The organism is Longibacter sp. (assembly GCF_051155795.1).
Classification (GTDB): Bacteria; Bacteroidota; Rhodothermia; order Rhodothermales; family Salinibacteraceae; genus Longibacter.
On sequence record NZ_DAXETW010000058.1, the window covers coordinates 1 to 15099 of the forward strand.

At 63.6% G+C, this 15099-nt stretch carries 14 protein-coding genes; 8 read left to right on the top strand and 6 right to left on the bottom strand.

Annotation, left to right across the window (positions count from 1 at the left end):
* Positions 1-233 precede the first annotated feature (233 nt).
* The 5 genes from ACFCU0_RS06745 to yidD all read right to left on the bottom strand — a co-directional run bounded on the left by ACFCU0_RS06745 (position 234) and on the right by yidD (position 3539).
* The gene (locus ACFCU0_RS06745; protein WP_434972903.1) at positions 234-1052 is read right to left on the bottom strand and encodes a DUF6503 family protein; all 819 of its coding nucleotides are present in this window, start codon (positions 1050-1052) and stop codon (positions 234-236) included.
* A gap of 137 nt (positions 1053-1189) precedes the next feature.
* Positions 1190-2071 (bottom strand): DUF2911 domain-containing protein, encoded by an 882-nt coding sequence (locus ACFCU0_RS06750; RefSeq protein WP_434972904.1) that lies wholly within the window; start codon positions 2069-2071, stop codon positions 1190-1192.
* Positions 2072-2225: 154 nt separating this feature from the next.
* A complete protein-coding gene (locus ACFCU0_RS06755) occupies positions 2226-2705 on the bottom strand; it encodes a TspO/MBR family protein (RefSeq protein ID WP_434972905.1) in 480 nt (159 codons plus the stop codon).
* 91 nt (positions 2706-2796) lie between these two features.
* A complete protein-coding gene (gene hisI / locus ACFCU0_RS06760; RefSeq protein ID WP_434972906.1) occupies positions 2797-3189 on the bottom strand; it encodes a phosphoribosyl-AMP cyclohydrolase in 393 nt (130 codons plus the stop codon).
* Entirely contained in the window at positions 3186-3539 is a 354-nt protein-coding gene (yidD, locus tag ACFCU0_RS06765) for a membrane protein insertion efficiency factor YidD (protein ID WP_434972907.1), read from the bottom strand. The genes hisI and yidD overlap by 4 nt, the downstream gene beginning before the upstream one ends.
* A gap of 254 nt (positions 3540-3793) precedes the next feature.
* On the opposite strand from yidD, the gene cysS reads away from it, so the two are divergent.
* From cysS to ACFCU0_RS06805, 8 genes are all read left to right on the top strand, one after another.
* Positions 3794-5332, top strand: a complete 1539-nt coding sequence (gene cysS, locus ACFCU0_RS06770; RefSeq protein WP_434972908.1) for a cysteine--tRNA ligase — start codon at positions 3794-3796, stop codon at positions 5330-5332.
* A gap of 189 nt (positions 5333-5521) precedes the next feature.
* Positions 5522-5704: a CysS/YqeB C-terminal domain-containing protein gene (locus tag ACFCU0_RS06775; protein ID WP_434972909.1), complete on the top strand. Its 183-nt coding sequence runs from the start codon at positions 5522-5524 to the stop codon at positions 5702-5704.
* A gap of 250 nt (positions 5705-5954) precedes the next feature.
* On the top strand, positions 5955-6959 hold the full coding sequence (gene hemB / locus ACFCU0_RS06780) for a porphobilinogen synthase (RefSeq protein WP_434972910.1): 1005 nt from the start codon (positions 5955-5957) through the stop codon (positions 6957-6959).
* Between the two features lie 168 nt (positions 6960-7127).
* Positions 7128-7673, top strand: coding sequence for an outer membrane beta-barrel protein (locus ACFCU0_RS06785; RefSeq protein WP_434972911.1), 546 nt, complete (start codon positions 7128-7130; stop codon positions 7671-7673).
* 232 nt (positions 7674-7905) lie between these two features.
* Positions 7906-8421, top strand: a complete 516-nt coding sequence (locus ACFCU0_RS06790) for a hypothetical protein (protein WP_434972912.1) — start codon at positions 7906-7908, stop codon at positions 8419-8421.
* A 227-nt stretch (positions 8422-8648) separates the two neighbouring features.
* A complete protein-coding gene (locus ACFCU0_RS06795) occupies positions 8649-10064 on the top strand; it encodes an efflux transporter outer membrane subunit (protein WP_434972913.1) in 1416 nt (471 codons plus the stop codon).
* Between the two features lie 48 nt (positions 10065-10112).
* A complete protein-coding gene (locus ACFCU0_RS06800) occupies positions 10113-11357 on the top strand; it encodes an efflux RND transporter periplasmic adaptor subunit (RefSeq protein WP_434972914.1) in 1245 nt (414 codons plus the stop codon).
* Between the two features lie 147 nt (positions 11358-11504).
* The gene (locus ACFCU0_RS06805; RefSeq protein ID WP_434972916.1) at positions 11505-14540 is read left to right on the top strand and encodes an efflux RND transporter permease subunit; all 3036 of its coding nucleotides are present in this window, start codon (positions 11505-11507) and stop codon (positions 14538-14540) included.
* Between the two features lie 94 nt (positions 14541-14634).
* Here ACFCU0_RS06805 and ACFCU0_RS06810 read toward each other — a convergent pair.
* The coding region (locus ACFCU0_RS06810) for an inorganic diphosphatase (protein ID WP_434972915.1) at positions 14635-15099 on the bottom strand (465 nt) is incomplete at its 5' end.

Genomic DNA, 15099 nt, shown 5'->3' on the forward strand with positions numbered 1-15099 from the left:
CTTCGAAGGCCTCCGGCGAGAGGCCGGGCGTGGAGAGATTCATGGGGGCCGGAGAAACTGATTCGACATTGTCGATCGACGCACGGAATGATCAGGGCGCCGATGTTCAACGAAAGTAAAGCATTACGGCCATGCAATGCTTTCAACGATGCCGATTTTGCCTGTCGTACATTCCCGCACACGCGGTGTGGGAACGTCCGAGCATTCGAATGTCTCTGGACGGATAGAGTCGCCTACCGTGGTGTCGGGCGGACATCGATGGAGTCAAGCTCGACCCGCGAGACGTCCTTCAGTGAGGCCTGTCCGAACCGGTCCGGGTACGACTCGAGCGTGGAGGGGGTAATTGTGGAGTCCGTAAAGTTCAAATAATCCGCCACGCGCACGCCTTCAACCTCACGAACGTTGTACGCTTCTCGAAACCGGTGCCCGGGTTCCTCGCCGCCGAGACCGTAAGCATAGGCGAGAAAGTCCATGCTGCGATCGGTCGTATCGAACCAGTACACGAATCGGTCTTCCCAGTCCTGCCCGCCCCCTTCGCGGGCGAAGGTGACCTCCACCCGATGATACGGCGTGCCGCGGACCGTGTCGATCCCGAGGCGGCGCGCGTTCACCGCCGGATCCGACAACTTGTACGGGAGCAGCGCAAAATACGCCACGGAATTGACGGTCGTGTTCAGGGCCGCACGCTCATCGGCGGACAGATCGACGACCCGACCATCCACCGACCGGTAGAGACTGTCGTTCGACAGCACGTCCCTGACGCGGCGCCCCGTGGTGTCCATAAATATGCGCTCATAGCGAAATTGCCCGTGATCGTGGAAGAGCCGAAACCGCGCTCCGCGAAAGGTAAAGGCCACAACCGAGGTGTCGATGATGCCGCCGCCATGTGCTGAAATCGCCTCGGCAAGGAGCGAGTCTGCGGCCATGGAGCCTGCGCTTTCTTCTGACATCGATGGTTCGTCCGACGTGCAGGCAGGGACGAGGAGCAGGAGCGCGGCGACGGCACCGAGGAGGCCGTGACGAAGCTCTTGCTGCGAGGGAAGCAGAGGCATAAACTGATCGGAAAAGCCGAAAGAGTGGTCTGGTGGAAAACACGTCCGGCGTCCCGGGGGCTCCGAGACGCCGGGACGGATGACGGACCTGCCGGCCGTTCAAGTGCATGTGCTGACCGGTCGGACGAATTGTTGAGTCACCGTGAGCGCCACGCCTCCAGGTCTGAGGTGAGTCCATCGAGACCGCGCGGCGCTTCGTCCATCGCGCCGGCGATCTCCACCGCGCGCTCCGCCGTTTGAATGGCGGCATCGTACGAACCGTTCTTCGCCTGCAGGCGGGCCTTCACGGCGAGGCCAGGAAACGTCTCTTCCATCTGAAGCGACGCGTCCGCCCAGGTCAGCGCTTTTTCCGTCAACAGGTCGTTCTGAAGGGCATATCCCGCGTACCGAAGCGGCACCTGCCAGTTTTCCGCTGTCTCGACAGCGGTGTCCCCGCGCTCGGCGATGATATCACGCGTGTTCACTCGGATGTCGAGCGGTACGTGCGTTTCGTCCCACATCAACGTCAGGGTTGCCGACGTGTCGGTGATGTTGGAAAAGCCGAAGGTGAGGCGCTCATGCATGGGGCCGGACGCGGGCTCCGCCGTCAGGCGGACGACATCTTTGCTCTCATCGTAACTGTACGCGCCCCACTGCTCCACCGTATCGTTCAGAATGATCGTCCACTCGTCCTCGCCCGGCACGGTAAAGAAGCTGTAGGTACCGGCGTCGACGGTCGTGCCCTGAATGGTTATGGGCGTTGAAAAGGCGATGGCCGTGGCCTCGTTGGCGCCCGTCCGCCAGACGTCGCCATAGGGCACGAGGTTGCCGAACACGTCGCGATCGCGAACGGCCGGGCGGCCGTAGTGCACGTCAACAGTCGTGACGCCGATCGTCTGGCTGACGCTGGCGTTGGGACTTACGCGCGGCAGCATCGACCCGCGCTCCTGGGCCGTTGCGGTGTTCGGGACGGCAAACGCGAAAAGAGCGAGAATGCAGAGGCAACTCGTGATCCGGGTAACTCGACGAAAGGTCGGCATAATCGGCATCGAAGAAAGCGAGGGATCAGGGTGAAAGTGATGCAGGGTGCAATTCATTCGATCGTGTGCACGCCGGTTGGCGGCCACGGGTTCGATCCGTGAATGGATGGTTGCGTTCAGACGCACCGCCAGACGCACCGCGCGAGACCGGCCGCTACCATCCGTTCAGCCACAGGAGCGCTGCGTTCAGGGCAGTGGCGTAGGCGACCCACGCCAGGTACGGCCAGAGGAGCCATCCCGCCCACCGATGGCAGCGACGGAACCGGCGGAGCGTGACGAAGAGCGCGATGAGCAGCAGCAGGATGACGATCAGACCGCCCCCGATGGATTGAAGCCCGAAGAAAAGGATCGACCATGCCCCGTTCAGCACGAGCTGGACGACGTATGCAGTCAGCGCCATCTGAACGGTCGCGCGTCTTGGGCCGCGCGTCCACACAAGCCAAGACGCGATCCCCATAATCGCATACAGGGAAATCCAGACCGGCGCGAAGACGGCGTCAGGAGGTGTAAACCACGGCTTCGTCAACGTCGGGTACCACGTTGTCACGGATGACTGCGTTGCCACCGCGGCAACGGCCCCGACGGCCTCCGGAATCAGCACGGCGACAACGAACGCAGCGATGCGGCGAACCATTTCCTACTGAATCCAAGAACGTGTTCACAATGAGGCAACCCACACCGGCGCTGATCCTGGCGTGCAGCCGGTGGGCACGACACGAGACCGCTCACCCGTACGCTTCGTCGGGATCGAACGCCATTTCTCCGTCCTCCTGCCATCCGTCGTTCGAGGCGCGGCGGAAAAAGCAGGAGTGGTGTCCGGTATGACAGGCGCCTCCCTTCTGCGTTACTCGAAACAGGAGGGCATCCCCGTCGCAGTCGAGACGCACCGACCGCACCGCCTGCGTGTTTCCGCTCGTAGCGCCTTTGACCCAGACTTCCTCCCGCGAGCGGCTCCAGTACGTCATCCGACCCGTTTTGAGCGTAAGGGCCAGTGTATTCTCGTTCATAAAGGCCATCATCAGGACCTCATCAGTCTCGTCGTCCTGTACGATGGCGGCCACGAGCCCGTCATCGTCGAACTGCACGTGGTCGAGCAAGGCATCGGGAGCGTCGATCATTCGTCGGGGCGGTGGGCGTGGGAAGAAGCGGCGGTGGGTTCGCGAGTATCGTCACATTCCGCGGAGGCGCGGTCGATGGCATCGGAGGACCGGGACATCGACGCGTCGTTCGCGGGCATCGGCTCCCCGAACCACCGCGGCGGGTCGTACCCGTGCCCACCCCAGGGATGGCAGCGGCCGAGACGATAGATCGTCAGCACGAGGCCCCGGATGGCGCCGTACTCACGGAACGCCTGTATACTGTAGGTCGAACAGGTCGGTTGAAAGCGGCACGTCGACGGAAGGTGCGGCGACACCAGGAGCTGGTAGCCGCGGACAAGCCCGATGAACAGCAGTCTCGGGATTCGCATCAAAAAGATCAACATCTGGCGCATGGTCGCGGGCGGGCCGGGACGGCAAAACGTGGTGGGGGCTAAACGCTCCCCCCGCCGGTGGGTTCGCCCACTGACCGGTACGAGCCTACCCCATAAACCTCCCGGCCTCTTCACGCCAGACGCCACCGCGACCGGCACAATCGCGGACGCACCGTGTACGGATTCACCGGTTGCCGATCTTGCCGGTCGCGCGCTCTCGCCCCATTCCACCGCACCCGTTCCCGTCCCGCATGGCCGATCGTACGCTGCGTCTCTACAATACGCTCACCCGCACGACCGAGACGGTAGAGCCTCAAGAGGAGGAACACCTCCGCTTTTACAGCTGCGGTCCGACCGTTTATAACTACGCGCACATCGGCAATTTCCGGTCGTTTCTCACCGCCGATCTGATTCTTCGAACGGCCCGAGCCATCGGCTGGAAGACGACGTATGTGAGCAACATCACTGACGTCGGGCACCTGACGCAGGACGACCTGATGGATCCGTCCGGGGAAGACCGGATGGCGCAGGCACTGGAACGAGAAGGTGAGCGTTTTGCCAACATCTACGACCTGGCGCGCTACTATAGCGACGCCCTGCTCCGCGACTGGCACGCGCTCAATCTACGAGATCCGGACGTCCGCCCCCGGGCCACCGAGCATGTCACGGACCAGCTCGAAGCCGTCATCAAGCTGGTCGACAGCGGGCACGCCTACGTGACAGACAAAGGCGTCTACTTCTCCGTAGAAACGGCGCCGGACTACGGAAAGCTAAGCGGCAACCGGGAGGCGGAGCAACTCCAGGCCACCGAGCGCGACATCGTCGAGGACGAGGGCAAACGCGACCCACGGGATTTTGCCCTCTGGAAGCTCGACGAGAACCATCTCATGAAATGGCACAGCCCGTGGGGATGGGGGTACCCCGGCTGGCATATCGAGTGTAGCGTGATGGGCATGCGCTACCTCGGCGATCAGTTCGACCTGCACGCCGGAGGGGAAGACCTCATTTTCCCCCACCATGAGTGCGAGGTCGCCCAGAATGAAGCGCTCGCCGGTCATGAAGTCATCCCCTACTGGGTGCACACCCGCTTCCTGCAGGTCGAGGGCGAGAAGATGTCGAAGTCGAAAGGCAATTTCTACACCGTCCGCGACCTGATCGCCCCGGACCCGGACGACGAGCACGTACCGGATGCCATTCGGCAACAGGGCGGGGTCGACCCGCTCGCCCTCCGGTACACCCTGCTGAGCGGGCAGTACCGGAAGCCATTTAACTTCACCCTCAAAACGCTGCGAGACAGCGCACAGGCCGTAAAACGGTACCGGGACGTGCAGGCGCGGCTGGACGAGGCGCTGGACTCGGCCTCCGGCGCAGCCGCATCGTTTGGACTCGCCGAATCGCTGCGTGAGAGTTACGAGGAGGTGCTCGACGCGATGTGCGACGACCTGAATACGCCGGGGGCGCTGGCCGCAGCGCTGAAGGGGGTAAAAGCCATCGAAAAGGCCGACGCGCTCTCGACCGCAGAAGCCCGGACTGCAACCGAGTGGCTCCACGATATCAACGACCTGCTCGGTATCGTCGAGCCGGAGCACGCCGTGGCCGAGCGGACCGGCGGATCCGACGAAGACGATGCCTTCGCCGAACGGGTTGAATCCCTCGTCCAGGAACGCGCCGACGCCCGGTCGGCCGGTGATTACGACCGAGCGGACGCCATCCGTGACCAGCTGGACGAGATGGGCGTTGAAGTGAAGGACAACCCCGACGGCACCACGTGGGAGCGCAAGGGCCTCTGATCCCCGGATCAGCCCGCGCCTCACGGACACACCGCGCGAGGCGAGAGTACCCGTTATTAGCCGCTCTCGGCCTTCCGGTCTAAGGCCAAGAGACGGCGAACCATTGGCATCCCTCCCGTGAACACCGAGCCCCGGGACTCCACGACGCATTCCCGCAATCCGTTTTTTCTCATCAAACCACACAGTTCTGTGTCTGACGACGCTACCAACGACTTCGACGCCATTGTTCAATCTCTCGTCGACGAACGCGAGGAAGCCCGGGCGGAGGGCGACTACGATCGCGCCGACGCCATCCGGGAGAAACTGGACGACCTCGGCATCGTCGTAATGGACGATGACGGCGACACGACCTGGCGCCGAGAGGAGGCGTAGAGGAAATGGCGAATGCGGAATGACGAGCTCGAGACGAACGATGTGGAGGCCGACGGCCATGCCGGTTGATAGCCCCAACGCACAACGACGGAGACGGTGCATGTCCACGAGTGATCGTCTGTTTCGTGGATGCATACGTACTTGATCGCAGCACCTACTATTGCCTCTCACGCATGCCTATTCCTCTCAAGCGCCTCGAACGCATAACGCATCAATCTTAATTCGCAACGCCCCGCCCCCCACACGACCCATGCCGCTTTACGACCTTCCGCAGCGCCCACGTCGCCTTCGCCAAACCGGGAACATGCGCCGCCTGTCTCGTGAGACGCGGCTTTCGACGGATCACCTGATCCAGCCGCTGTTCGTGATGGCCGGAGAGAACGAGCGGCAGCCGATCGGCTCCATGCCGGGACAGAACCGGCTAACCGTCGATCAGCTCGTGCAGGAGGCCCGCGCGCTGGACGCCCTTGGTATCCCCGGGATCGCGCTCTTTCCGAAAATCCCGGACGACCGAAAAACGACCGATGCCCGGCACGCTGTTGACGCGGACGGGCTGTACCCGCGCGCCATCCGCGCGGTGAAGGCGGAGGTGCCGGATCTGCTCGTGATCACCGACACGGCGCTCGACCCGTACAACAGCGACGGCCACGACGGGATCGTCCGCGACGGCGACATCGATAACGACGCCACGCTCGACGTGATGTGCCAGATCGCCTCCGTGCACGCCGACGCCGGCGCCGATATCGTCGCGCCGTCCGACATGATGGACGGGCGCATCGGTGCCATCCGCACCGCGCTGGACGAGGCCGGACATACCGACACGGCCCTCATGTCGTACACCGCCAAGTATGCGTCGGCGTACTACGGTCCCTTCCGCGACGCCCTCGACTCTGCCCCTCGACGGCGCGAAGGTGTGCCGGTTGACAAGGCCACTTACCAGATGGATCCGTCCAACAGCGACGAGGCACTTCGTGAACTCCGGCTCGACCTGGAGGAAGGCGCAGACTTCGTGATGGTAAAACCGGCGCTTCCCTACCTGGACGTGATTCGCCGCATCCGGGACCACAGCGACGTGCCCGTCGTCGCCTACAATGTGAGCGGGGAATACGCGATGATCCAGGCAGCCGCGGCTAACGGCTGGCTCGACGAACGCGCCGGCGCGATGGAAGCCCTGACGTCGATCCGACGGGCCGGCGCCGACGTGATCCTGACGTACTTCGCCAGGAAGGTCGCCCAGTGGCTGGACGAGGCATAGCGTGCCGGAGCCACGGAAGCAGGTCCGTTTCCGTCGCGAAACGCCGACATCGGCGCTAATCGAATCCTTTGTTTCGTTTCCGCAAACACACGCGAGCGTAACAACCGGGCGATGCGGGGGTCGTTTGTCGGGGGCGCATCGTCTTTTGCTCCTGACAGCCCTCTTCTGATGAAACGACTCGGTATCCTTGCCGTCGTCCTTCTCTTCCTCTCGGCCTCGGCGCCAAATGTTACGCAGGCGCAGTCGCCGGCCTGGCAGCACCAGATCTACTTTAACAGCGGTCCGCAGTTTGTGACCGGTGAATTCTCGGATGCCTACAAGACCGGCCTCGCCATTGACGGTGGCTACTATTATCGGGCCTCCGACACGTTCTTCATCGGCATCGCGGGTGGTTACCACCAGTTCGTCGGAGAGAACGGCGCGCCCGACGTCGATATCATCCCGGTGCACCTGGCAGCGAAGTACAACTTCTCGCTGACCGGGATTCAGCCGTACATCGGCCTGGAAGGCGGCCCGAGCTTCGTCGATAGCGGCGAGAGCGAAACGCGGTACGGCGTCTCGCCCCGCCTCGGCGTCCGCATCCCGCTGTCGCGCGGGTTCGACCTCGACCTGAACGTGAAATACAACGTGGTCGTGGACGACGGCGACAACTTCACGTACGTGGGGCTTAACGGTGGGCCGGCTTACATTCCGGATCGCCAGCGCCTACGCTAGCGAAACCGCATCACCCACATCGCGGCATCCACGGGCCCCGGTCGTCTTCGGTCGGGGCCTGTTTTGTACGTCTCCTACACGCCACGCACTCGGTCGCGAGCGGACAGGGAGATGAGAAGAGTCGCCAGATCTTGCAAACTCTGACCGACCGTCTGTCAATTGCCGCCCCTTCCCCCTACATTTTACTGCTGGAAACTCTCGGCCCACGCAATCCACAATCGACGGTAAACACATGGCGATCGAAGTTACGCATATCGACTACGGCGACCTGAAGGGCGGGCTTGTCCGCATGATGGAACGCTTTAAGGAAGAGGGAACGCTGACGGGTGAACCCGAGGAAGATGATCGCCTGCGTGAAGATCCAAACGCAGCGCTTCTGGGCCTGCTGTACGACCAGCGGGTCCGCGCCGAGTTCGCCTTTACAGGTCCGCTCCGCCTCAAGGACCGGCTGGGACACCTCGACATGGCGAAGATCGCGGACATGGAGTTCGACGAGTTCCAGGACCTCTTCGCTCAGAAGCCGGCCGTCCACCGGTTCACGAACAAAATGGCGGAGAACACGCAGAAGGTAGCCGCCATGCTGGTGGACGACTACGACGGGGACGCGTCGAACATCTGGGACGACGGCGCGGATCTGGACACGATCGAGAAACGGATTCGAAAATTCCCCGGCTTCGGGAAGGGAAAGGCATCCAAGATCAAATATGTGCTTCACTACTTCGGCCATCGGGACTTTTCCGACGACTGAGCAGGCGTTCCATCCAGCTTATCACACGCCTCACGCCGATCCGGTGTGAGGCGTTCGTGTTTGCCACTCATCGGTGCGGTTGCCCGTTTGCCATTCATTGGCCGGGACGAACCGTTCGTTTCATCGTGTGTGACGATCTCATACCTGGAGGAACGGCTTCGTGCGCGGCATCTTCCGCCTACACAGTGTCTTAACAGACTGCTCTTCCGCCGCTCCCAATTCTCTCCATGCCGCGTTCCGGACGTCATTCTTTGTACACTGCTGTCCGCGGCCTGTGCGTAGTCGTGGCGGCCCTGCTCGTCGCCGGGGGGTGCACGCCGGAGCGGTCCGTGCCGGATCCGGTCGATGCCCCGGCGTCTTTTTCCCGTAGCGGGGCCGAAGATCGCGTTGATCGGTGGTGGGAGACGTTCGGGGACGCTTCGCTGAACGCTGCCGTCGACACCGCTCTCGCCCGCAACTTCACCCTGCAGGCAGCCTGGTCGCGCCTGGAGCAGGCCCGCGCCGTCCTCGACGCCGAGCAGGCCGGACTCCTGCCCCGCATCGACGCCTCGGCGTCCGCAGAAACGGAGCGCCGCTCGGAGGATGCCGCGGGCCGCAACCCGAGTGCGCGCGACCTTGAACTCGGCGTCATGGCATCGTACGAGGTGGACCTCTGGGGGCGCATTCGCGCCCGGACGGACGCCGAACGTGCTCGGGCCGAAGCCACCCTGGCCGATTACCGTGCCGCGAGCCTGTCGTTGAGCGCAGAGATCGCGCGCACGTGGGTCCGACTGGCGGAGGCGCGGCGCCAGGTCGACGTGTCCGGCGAACAGATCGAAACCAACCGCCAGGTCCTGCAGCTCCTCCGTGAGCGCTTCGGGACGGGACAGATCCGGAGCGTCGACATTCTTCGGCAACGACAGCTCGTCGCAGCGTCTGAGCAGGATCTGGCGGCGGCTCGAGCCCGGGCGGGCGTGCTGGAGCACCAGCTCGCTGTGTTGCTCGGCAGCCCGCCCCCGCGCCTGCCCGTTGCCGGCCCGGATTCCCTGCCGGCGCTGCCACCCTCGCCTGAGAGCGGCGTGCCTGTGGACCTCATCCGCCGCCGCCCGGACGTCCGCGCCGCACGCCTTCGGGCCGAGGCCGCCGACCGTGACCTCGCGGCCGCCATGAGCGATCGCTATCCCAGGCTGACGCTGTCCGCCTCCGCCGCAACGTCCGCCCAGGCGGCCGAAGACCTTTTCGACAACTGGGTGGCAGGGATCGCGGGCAACTTGCTGGCACCACTCTTCTACGGCGGGGAGCTACAGGCGGAGGTGGACCGAACCGAGGCACGGAAGCGCGAACTCGTCTACGACTACGGGCAAACCGTGCTCCAGGCGTTTCGGGACGTAGAAGATGCCCTGACGCTTGAGGCCCGGCAGCGCGAACAGGTGCAGCAACTCGAGCGGCAGGCCGACCTCGCACAACAGGCGTACGACCAGCTGCGGGTTCAGTACCTGAACGGCTCCGGCTCGTACCTCGATGTGCTGACCGCCCTCCGAGACATCCAACGACTGGAGCGGGAACTGCTGACGGCACGGCGCCTCCTGACCGAAGACCGGATCGCCCTTTACCGGGCACTGGCCGGTTCATTTACCACCCATCGCGAGCAGACTGATCAATAGCATTGCGGTCGCGTCCGCGCCCTTTCTCTGAATCTCGACGGTCCCATCATGGCTACTTTGTTCTCCGACCGATCCGGTAGCTGGATCCGAACGGCGCTTATCTGCGCCGGCATCCTCGCCGGTGCCACTCTCCTGATGGCGCTCATTTTCGCAACCGAACCGCAGGCGCAGACATCCGGCACCACCAAGGAAAGCGCTATGCTCGTTGACGTCACGACGCTGCGGCCGGACACCGTCCGCCCTGTGATTCGCGCAATGGGTACGGTTCGCCCCGTGGAGGAGGTGGTACTCAGCCCGCGCGTGGAAGGGCAGATCGTAACCCGTTCGGAAGCCTTCGATCCGGGACAGGACGTGCCGGAGGGCGAACTCCTCGTCCGGATCGATCCCTCGGATTACCGCAACACGCTGAAGCAGCGCCGCAGCGAACTGCAGCAGGCCGAATCGGACCTCCAACTGGAGATGGGACGGCAGAACGTGGCCGAACAGGACTATCAACTACTCGACGACACGCTCTCGGCCGCAAACCGCGACCTTGTCCTCCGCCGGCCGCAGCTCCGGGCCGCTCGCTCCGCTGTGGAGTCGGCGCGGACCGCCGTCGAACAGGCGCAACTCAACCTGGAGCGGACGGCTATCCGGGCCCCCTTCGACGCGCACATTCTGGAGCGCAATGTGAGCACGGGCTCGCAGGTCCAGCCCGGGGATCCAATCGCACGGGTCGTCGGGCGGGACCGGTACTGGGTGGAGGCGACTATCCCCCTTTCGCAAATGCAGTGGCTGTCGACGGCCGCATCCCTGGAAGATGCCGCCTCGCGCAACGCGATCGTTCGGATTCAAAATCGAACAGCGTGGCCTGAGGGAACGCACCGACAGGGCTACCTGGCGCGTCGCATCGGGGCGCTGGAGGACCGCACCCGGATGGCGCGGCTGCTGATCGCCGTCCCCGACCCGGGCGCCACCACGCCTGACCAGCAGAACAAGCCCGCACTCATGCTGGGCTCTTACGTCGACGTGCACATCCCGGCCGATCCCCTGCCGGACGTGGTCCGCCTCAACCGGGATTATCTTCGGAGCGACGATACCGTCTGGATCATGGAGAGCGACTCGCTCCGGATTCGTGACGTCGAAGTCATCCTGAAGGACGCCCGCTACGCATACGTTCGAACTGGCATCACGGCGGCCGACAGCATCGTGACCTCCGGCCTCGCGACCATCCGGGAAGGCGCGCCCCTCCGCCTTGCGCCCGATGCAGACCGACCGTCGGATCGCGACGCCCTGCCGGATCCTTCCCCGTGACGCTCTGCTGATTCCCGGCCGTTCCACCCTTTGCCGCTCTTCCGACGGGTCATCCCGCCTCTTGACATGGACTCCTCCCCGTCCGACCCTTCCGCCACATCCAGCACCGACCGGCCCGATGGCTGGTTTTCCGGTCCGATCGCCTTCATGGCGCGGACGCCCATCGCCGCCAACTTGCTGATGATCATCCTCATCGGCGGCGGGGTGTGGACGATGTTCAACATTCAGAAGGAGGTCTTTCCCCAGTACCAGCTGGACGTCGTGCAGGTGAGCGTCACCTATCCCGGAGCGGCCCCCGCAGAGGTCGAGCAGGGCATCCTGCGTCCCGTCGAGGAAGCCGTCCGGGGCGTGCAGGGCATCAAAGAGGTCGCCTCCACCGCCGAGGAGGGACGCGGCGAGGTTTCCATTGAGCTGGTCGTCGGCACCGACCGGATGAAAGCATTCCAGGACATCGATCAGGCGGTCAACCGCATCCGCACGTTCCCCGATGACATCGAGGAACCCGAGGTACAGCTCGAATCGAACCAGCGCGAGGTGATGACGATCGGGCTGTATGGAGAAGCGGACATCTGGACCCTTCGAAGGCTGGCCGAAACGACGCGAGATCAACTCCTCAGCACCGACGGCATCACACAGGTCGAGATCGGGAACGTCCCTGACTACGTGACACACGTCGAAATTCCCCGGGCGCGCCTTCGCGAGTACGGCATGACGCTTGACGAGGTGGCACAGGTCCTTGCCGCCTCCAGTGACGACGTGCCGGCGGGCGCGGTCGAGACGAGCGACGGGGAAATCCTCCTTCGCATGCAGGAGCGGAAGCAATGGGCGGAAGAGTTCGGCAACATCGAGCTCATCCCCTCGGACATCGGAGGCAACGTCACCCTCGCCGATATCGCCACGATCACCGACGGCTTCGAGGAAACCGGCTTCCACGGCAAGTTCAACCGGCAGCCGACCGTCGACCTCCAGATTTACCGGATCGGCGACCAGTCGCCCCTCGACATTGCGGAAAAAGCGACCGGCGTGCTGGAAACCGCCGCATCGTCGTTTCCACCGGGCGTCACCTACCGGATCGATAGCAATACGGCCGACGATTACGGGCAACGCCTCTCCCTGCTCACGGAAAACGGCGTGCTCGCCATCATCATCGTTCTCTTTATCCTGGCGCTGTTCCTCGATCTACGCCTCGCCTTCTGGGTGATGATGGGCATGTCGATCTCCTTCATCGGCGCGATGCTGTTTCTTCCGCTGGCCGGACTGAGCGTCAACATGATCTCAATGTTCGGCTTTCTGGTCGCCCTTGGCATTGTCGTGGACGACGCCATCGTGGTCGGGGAAAACGTATACGCGCTCCGGGAGGAAGGGATGGGCGCTGTCGAAGCAGCAATTCAGGGGGCGCGCGAGATGGCGAAGCCGGTAACCTTCGCGATTCTGACAAACATTATCGCGTTCATCCCCCTGCTCTTTATCCCCGGTACCACGGGCAAATACTGGTGGCCGCTGCCCGCCGTCGTCATTGTCGTACTGGCGGTGTCGCTGCTGGAGGCGCTCTTCATTCTCCCCGCTCACCTGGCCCACAGCTCCGGCTCGGCACGATACACCCTGACGAAGCGCATTGAAGACGGGCAGCAGGCGTTCGCGCGCCGTTTCAAGCACTTCGTGAACACGCATTATCGATCCTTCCTCGACGCCTGCCTGAAGGCGCGGTACATCACGCTTACGGGGTCCGTCGGCCTCCTCCTGGTGGTAGCAGGCTACGGGTACAGCGACCACATGGGGATGGTGCTGATGCCGGAGGTGGCTGCCGACGAGATCGAGGCCGGCGCCAGCCTGCCCGTCGGCACGACGGTCGACCAGGCCGCACGCGTCGCCGAGGACATCACGGATGCGACGTACCGCATGTTTGAGGAAAACGACCTGCATCGCGTCGCCGACGGGATCAAGACGAACGTGCGAGGGCAGAACTTCATCGACGTTGAGATCGTGATGAAGCCGCCCACCGAGCGGGACATGTCGGCGCAGGAGGTGATCGAGCTGTGGCGGGACGAGATCGGCGACATCCAGGGACTCGACCAGATCACGTTCGAGGCGGAACGCGGCCCTGGCGGGTATCGACAGGACATCAGCGTCGACCTCAGTCATTCGGACATCGACGTCCTGGAAAATGCGAGCGAGACCTTTCTGTCGAGCGCCGAATCGTTCGCTGCCACCCGCGACGTGAACGACAACTACAATCGCGGGAAGGCCCAGTTCGACTTCACGCTGCTGCCGGAGGGCCGCCGCCTGGGTCTAACGTCGGCGATGGTCGGCGAACAGATCCGAAACGCCTTCTTCGGAGCACTGGCCAAGCGCCAGCTCCGCGGAACGAACGAGATTGAGGTCCGCGTCAAGCTTCCCCGTGAACAGCGGAAGGACATTTACCACCTCGAGGATTTCGTCCTTCAAACGCCCGCGGGGACCGAGGTGCCGCTCCTGGATGTCGTTCAGATCCAGGAGGGGGAGGCGTTCACCTCCATCAATCGCCGGGACGGCCGACGGGTGGTGACCGTGAGCATGGACGCGGATCCCCCGAGTGCGGTCGGGCGCGTCATCGAAGCGTTGCGCGCCGACGTGCTGCCGGAGCTACGGTCGCAGTTTCCCGGGATGACGTGGAGCTTCGAGGGGAGCCAGGCCGACATGCGCGAATCGACGCAGGCGCTCTGGGGCGGGTTCGCGCTGGCAATGCTCGTGATTTACGCCCTCCTCGCCATCGCCTTCAACAGCTACACCCAGCCGCTCATCGTCATGGGCGCCATCCCGTTCGGACTCGTCGGTGCGGTGATCGGACATATCCTGCTCGGCTACGACCTTTCACTCGTTAGCCTGATGGGCGTTATCGCGCTGTCCGGCGTGGTGCTGAACGACTCGCTCATCATGATCGACTACGCCAACCGGCAGCGGCGAGACCGGTCCGTATTCGAGGCGGTCAAGGAAGCCGGCGTCCGCCGCTTCCGCCCCATCATCCTCACCACGCTCACCACGTTCGGCGGCCTCTCGCCCATTATCCTGGAGCGATCGAGTCAGGCCTATCAGCTCATTCCGATGGCCATCTCGCTCGGCTTCGGCATCGTCTTCGCGACGTCGATCATCCTCATTATCGTCCCCTGCCTGTATCTCGTCCTTGAGGATCTGACAACGGCCTAGGGGGAGAGGCGAGGTCGAAGGGCGGAGGGCGAAGGGCGAAGTGGAGGTCTCGGCGTCTGGCCGGTTTCCTTCGATGTGAGTGGCGCCGGGGTCGTCATGCATCCCAGTTGCCGGAGACGTTTTCCTGATAGATGTCGCGGCACATCCGGATGCTGTCGTGGGCCCGTTCCGTGCCGAGGAAACCCTCTACGTCGACCTCCCGGTGCATGACGTCCTGGTAGTCCTCGAAAAACCACTCGATCTCCCGAAACTCGTAGTCGGGCAGGTCATCGGTGCTCTGATAGTCGTCGTACTTCGGATCATCGACGTGGACGCATAGGATCTTATCGTCGCTCTTCCCTCGATCTGTGAGGTTTACGACGCCCACCGGGCGGGCGCTGAGCACCGTGAACGGATCCGCGGGATTCTGCATCAGAACCATCGCATCCAGCGGGTCGCCGTCTTCGTCCAGCGTCTGCGGGAGAAAGCCGTAATTCGCCGGGTAAGGTACCGGCGGGTGCATGATCCGGTCGATCCGCAGAATGCCGAGGTCCAGGTCCAACTCGTACTTCGTCGTCGT

Excerpts from the sequence above, each read along its gene's own strand:
- ACFCU0_RS06745 (WP_434972903.1), bottom strand. The coding sequence starts at position 1,052 with ATGCCTCTGCTTCCCTCGCAGCAAGAGCTTCGTCACGGCCTCCTCGGT.
- ACFCU0_RS06750 (WP_434972904.1), bottom strand. The coding sequence starts at position 2,071 with ATGCCGACCTTTCGTCGAGTTACCCGGATCACGAGTTGCCTCTGCATT.
- ACFCU0_RS06755 (WP_434972905.1), bottom strand. The coding sequence starts at position 2,705 with ATGGTTCGCCGCATCGCTGCGTTCGTTGTCGCCGTGCTGATTCCGGAG.
- hisI (WP_434972906.1), bottom strand. The coding sequence starts at position 3,189 with ATGATCGACGCTCCCGATGCCTTGCTCGACCACGTGCAGTTCGACGAT.
- yidD (WP_434972907.1), bottom strand. The coding sequence starts at position 3,539 with ATGCGAATCCCGAGACTGCTGTTCATCGGGCTTGTCCGCGGCTACCAG.
- cysS (WP_434972908.1), top strand. The coding sequence starts at position 3,794 with ATGGCCGATCGTACGCTGCGTCTCTACAATACGCTCACCCGCACGACC.
- hemB (WP_434972910.1), top strand. The coding sequence starts at position 5,955 with ATGCCGCTTTACGACCTTCCGCAGCGCCCACGTCGCCTTCGCCAAACC.
- ACFCU0_RS06785 (WP_434972911.1), top strand. The coding sequence starts at position 7,128 with ATGAAACGACTCGGTATCCTTGCCGTCGTCCTTCTCTTCCTCTCGGCC.
- ACFCU0_RS06790 (WP_434972912.1), top strand. The coding sequence starts at position 7,906 with ATGGCGATCGAAGTTACGCATATCGACTACGGCGACCTGAAGGGCGGG.
- ACFCU0_RS06795 (WP_434972913.1), top strand. The coding sequence starts at position 8,649 with ATGCCGCGTTCCGGACGTCATTCTTTGTACACTGCTGTCCGCGGCCTG.
- ACFCU0_RS06800 (WP_434972914.1), top strand. The coding sequence starts at position 10,113 with ATGGCTACTTTGTTCTCCGACCGATCCGGTAGCTGGATCCGAACGGCG.
- ACFCU0_RS06805 (WP_434972916.1), top strand. The coding sequence starts at position 11,505 with ATGGCGCGGACGCCCATCGCCGCCAACTTGCTGATGATCATCCTCATC.